Annotated in this window: 3 protein-coding genes; 2 read left to right on the top strand and 1 reads right to left on the bottom strand. The window is 63.2% G+C overall.

What is annotated here, in order from left to right:
• The first annotated feature begins 218 nt into the window (after positions 1-218).
• Positions 219-848: a hypothetical protein gene (locus GPT33_RS16025; protein ID WP_296810817.1), complete on the top strand. Its 630-nt coding sequence runs from the start codon at positions 219-221 to the stop codon at positions 846-848.
• Positions 849-1052: 204 nt separating this feature from the next.
• Positions 1053-1475, top strand: coding sequence for a hypothetical protein (locus GPT33_RS16020; protein ID WP_296810814.1), 423 nt, complete (start codon positions 1053-1055; stop codon positions 1473-1475).
• Positions 1476-1542: 67 nt separating this feature from the next.
• On the opposite strand, the gene GPT33_RS16015 is transcribed toward GPT33_RS16020, so the two are convergent.
• A complete protein-coding gene (locus tag GPT33_RS16015) occupies positions 1543-2370 on the bottom strand; it encodes an ABC transporter permease subunit (RefSeq protein ID WP_296810812.1) in 828 nt (275 codons plus the stop codon).
• Positions 2371-2530: the final 160 nt, after the last annotated feature.

Genomic DNA, 2530 nt, shown 5'->3' with positions numbered 1-2530 from the left:
GTCCTGATGCCCGGTCGGTACACGGATCCTGCGCCTTGTGCGCGGCGTACTTCGAGGCCGCGTCTGCGTTGAATCCGGAGCTGGAGGCACATTATGAGGGCGATGACGGCGAAACTACCCGCGGTGCGGCTGAGAGGATCCGGCGCATACGCTGCAACGCCCATCATGTAGAACGATCCGGCGAATCATCCATCAACGAAAAACCACGAGGACCATCTATGGCGCTCGATCAAAAGGCATTGCAGAAGAAGCGGGCCAAACGTGAGCTGAAACGCAGGCAAACCAAACCGGCGTCTTCAGGGCTACCGGGCGCCCTGTCGGCGGCGCGCGTCTGGGCCAACGTGGGCCGGGCGCCGATCGCGGATATCTTTGTCCCGTCGAACCTCTTCGAGCTGGGCATCGGCACCGTCTGGGTGAGCCGGAGTCTTCCGGACGGGCGCTATGCCGTAGCCGGGATCCTGGTGGATGTGTTTTGTCTAGGCGTCAAAAACGTCTTGTACAAGATTGTCGATGCGGCCGAGTATCCGACCGTCCTGGCCCGCATCCGAGGGAATCCGACGGAGTCGGGCGAGGCCCGGCATCCGAGCTGTGCGCGCAAGCTGGTCGAAGAGGCGTTGGCCTATGCCAAGGACCTCGGCTTCGAGCCGCACGCGGATTATCGCATTGCTCGGTTGATCTTCGGCGACATCGATGCCGGCGCCTGCCCGATGTCCTTCACCTTCGGGAAGGACGGCAAACCCTTCTATGTCGCCGGGCCGAACGACACATCGGCGATGCAGCGGCGCATCGTCAAGCAGCTGGAGAGTCGCTGTGGTCCAGGGGCATACGACTATCTGGTGATGGCGTGATGGCGTGATGACGTCGGATCCGGATCAGCCTTCGGGGTGAATTGACGCTGTTGGTCTCGAGGTCGATACTCTGACTTCTGCGGTTGGTTATTCGTGCGCAACAGACTGATGCGCGCCGAGTCTTTGGCTTGAGTCAGTCGCCGGATGGCCGATCGACAGCATCAGATCGAGTACCACCAAAGAGGCGAGGTCATCACAACAACGATGAAAAATATCGAGCTGGCGTCATTCGACGATTTTCTGCACCTGGCTCGGCGGCAGCCCGAGCCCCAGCAATTGCTGTTCGTGTTCACGCGCAACGAGCTTCCGGAGGGCCATACGCCCGAGCAGGCGGAGCACTACAAGGCCGGCCAAGGCGGGCATCTGGCCCCGGTCGTTTGCGTGGACAAGGCGCCGCATGAGATCGGCGGTTTTTCGACCTTTGTGGAGGAGGCCGACGGAAATATCGACGACTGGGCGGTGTTCTTCGTGGCCGCGTTGCCGGGGGTCGCGAATCGCGAGCCGACCCCGCTCGCGGTGGAGGCGGCGCTCGATCGGATGGTCGAGTCCGTGCGGATCGGGCAGGTCGGCACCTATCTGGCCTTCGATCGCTCCGGTGCGCCTTTGCAGTTCGCCTCGGTCAATTGACGTGCGCTCGGCGGGTGTCGGGACGACATCCCGCCGCGCCCGCTCGAGTCCAGTGCCTGATGGGGTTTTAGGGTAAGTCCCCTCGGCGGAAGAGGAGATAGCCGCCGAAGGCACACGCGGTGCCGACCAGCATCGGATAGACAATGGCATAGGCCATGTACCCCGCCTGCCCGAAGTTGTCGAGGATGACGTAGGCGGATGGGCCGAGCATCACCAACTGCGAGTCGAGCAGGAGCATCGCCGCGGTGCGGAAGACCTGCATGGGGTTGGCCAAGGCGATGCCGACGACCGTCTCGGGCGGGATCTGATTGCGGATCAGGGTGCCGAGCAGGATGAGATCCAGGAACAGCAGGAGCGTGAGCCAGACCACGAAGGCGGACGCTTGGGCCACATCGGCCGAACGGCTGAGGGTCGAGAGCAGCATCCCGATGCCCAGGAAGCACCAGGCGAGCGCCATCAGGAGCGCGGTGTACCAGATGAAGAGTACCCAGGGCACCTCGGCCCCTTTGACCGAGCCCCAGAGAATCGCGCCGACCATCGCGAGGAACACGGGCAGGAAGACGACCAGGAAGCGCCCTGCAAGCTTGCCCCAGTACCAGGGTGCCAGCCCGATGGGCAGCGAGAGCAGGTATTCGTAGACGCCGGCCTCGCGATCTCCGGCCACCGAGCGGACCGTGGTGATGAGCACGAAGACCGGCAGGATGGCCATGGCGAGCTGGATGTAGGTCACCATCAGGCGGGACAGCCCGGTAAAGCCCATGATCCGCGATTCGGTCAGCCCGAAGGCGAACAGCAAGACCACCAGCCCGCCGAACACGAGCGTGTAGGCGACGAACCATTTGGCCCGAAACGACTCGAGGAGATCGGTTTGGGCGGTCAGCCAAAATTCACGCATGGTCTCGGGACTCCGTCGGCAATGTAGGTCGGATTAGCGCAGCGTAATCCGACATCCGAGCTCGGCGCGGCGCCGAACGTCGGGTTAAGGCGCGCATCGACCCCGGCGGGCAACCTTCAACGACGTGCCGGCGCGCCTAAGGAAGGACTCAAAAACAACC

Source organism: Thiocapsa sp. (assembly GCF_011390875.1).
GTDB lineage: Bacteria > Pseudomonadota > Gammaproteobacteria > Chromatiales > Chromatiaceae > Thiocapsa.
The sequence above is the reverse complement of the archived record's forward strand: the minus strand, read 5'-3'. Positions and strand labels throughout refer to the sequence as shown.